Genomic DNA, 1,105 nt, shown 5'->3' with positions numbered 1-1,105 from the left:
GTTGAAAGGAATAATCCTTGCCGGGGGCAGCGGAACACGCCTCTATCCGCTCACAATAGCGGTTTCCAAGCAAATCCTGCCGATTTACGACAAACCGATGATCTATTACCCCCTGAGCGTGCTGATGCTCGCGGGAATACGCCAGATCATGGTGATCTCAACGCCGCGTGACCTGCCGGTTTTCCAGGCTCTGCTCGGCGACGGCTCGGAATTCGGCCTTGAGCTGTCCTATGCCGAGCAACCGCAGCCCAACGGCCTAGCCGAGGCTTTTATCATCGGTCGTGATTTCATCGGCAAGGACAACGTGTCGATGATCCTCGGCGACAACATCTATTTCGGCGATGGCCTATCCAAGCTCTGCCGGACGGCGGCTGCGCGCGAAAGCGGAGCTTCGGTCTTCGCTTATCATGTCGAGGATCCCGAGCGTTATGGCGTGGTCTCGTTCGACAAGGCCACCGGCATGGCTTTGACGATCGAGGAAAAGCCGCTCAAGCCGAAATCCAACTGGGCCGTTACCGGTCTCTATTTCTACGACAACAGGGTCGTCGACATCGCCTCCACCATCCGACCCTCGGCGCGTGGCGAGCTTGAGATCACGGCGGTCAACAATGCCTATCTTGAGCGCGGCGAACTGCAGGTCCACCGGCTCGGCCGCGGCTATGCCTGGCTCGACACGGGCACGCATGACAGCCTGCACGAAGCGTCATTCTTTGTGCGTACCATCGAACATCGGCAAGGAATCAAGGTCGCTTGCCCCGAGGAAATCGCTTTCGAGCAGGGCTGGCTCGACGCCGACAAGGTTCTGGAACGCGCGACGCGTCTCGGCAAGAACGAATATGCCGCTTATCTGCGCAGGCGGGTCGCCGACCTGATGGAGGATCAAGGTGCTTGAGGTCAGGACGCTCGGCCTGGAGGGCGTGCTGGAGATCGTGCCGAAGCGCCATGGCGATGCGCGCGGCTATTTCTGCGAGACCTGGAACGCGGAGCGATTTGCGCAAGCGGGCATCGACCTGACCTTCGTGCAGGACAACCATTCCTATTCCGCGGCCGCCGGCGTCCTGCGCGGCCTGCACTATCAATTGCCTCCCCGCGCCCAGGACAAGCT

The 1,105-nt window shown here is 60.5% G+C and carries 2 protein-coding genes; both read left to right on the top strand.

Going from position 1 to position 1,105, the window contains the following annotated elements:
* The first annotated feature begins 1 nt into the window (after position 1).
* Positions 2–892, top strand: coding sequence for a glucose-1-phosphate thymidylyltransferase RfbA (rfbA, locus tag EOD07_RS35350; protein WP_073987028.1), 891 nt, complete (start codon positions 2–4; stop codon positions 890–892).
* Positions 885–1,105, top strand: a 221-nt coding sequence (gene rfbC, locus EOD07_RS35345; RefSeq protein WP_164772891.1) for a dTDP-4-dehydrorhamnose 3,5-epimerase, incomplete at its 3' end; no start/stop codon positions are given. The genes rfbA and rfbC, both read left to right, overlap by 8 nt.

This window comes from Mesorhizobium sp. M2C.T.Ca.TU.002.02.1.1, from assembly GCF_003997225.1.
Note: the sequence above shows the minus strand (reverse complement) of the source record. Positions and strands in the feature narration are given on the sequence as shown.